Here is a 461-nt window from a genome sequence, read left to right as displayed (position 1 = left end):
CCAGAATCTCCTGTTTCTCATCTCTGGTGTTATATGCTTTTAAAAGTATTTCCCCATTTTGAAAATCGGAAAACTCGATATCGTCGTAAAGATCATACTCCCGATCCATTAGCTCGTGGCCATTGATTCCCTCCGGCTCTGTAAAAGGATCCTCAAAGTCGAGAATCATGACATCATTTGGGCAGGCCCAGAAACAGCCTGTCACCGCCAGAAGGCCGGATTCTCTGTCATACACTGCATCTGTCCAGATAAAACTCTCCTGAAACCCTTCCTGTTTATCCGGCCAGACGCATGCCGGCAGATAGCGGAACACCGCTCCCGTCTCCACACAGAAAATACTGCATCCGTATAATCCTCCCGGAATACCAGATACCTCTTCCCATTCCGGTGGTGAATCAGCCGGCAGAAATCTCCGTCATCATCCAGATTCGTCCAGCTTAACAGAACGGTTCCGTCCTCTC

1 protein-coding gene is annotated in these 461 nt (G+C 48.8%); it reads right to left on the bottom strand.

The window, feature by feature from the left end:
* Positions 1-328, bottom strand: a 328-nt coding sequence (locus tag NE664_13815) for a hypothetical protein (GenBank protein ID MCQ4727710.1), incomplete at its 3' end; no start/stop codon positions are given.
* Positions 329-461 lie beyond the last annotated feature (133 nt).

The organism is Anaerotignum faecicola, from assembly GCA_024460105.1.
In the GTDB taxonomy this organism is placed as follows: domain Bacteria; phylum Bacillota; class Clostridia; order Lachnospirales; family Anaerotignaceae; genus JANFXS01.
Note: the sequence above shows the minus strand (reverse complement) of the source record. Positions and strands in the feature narration are given on the sequence as shown.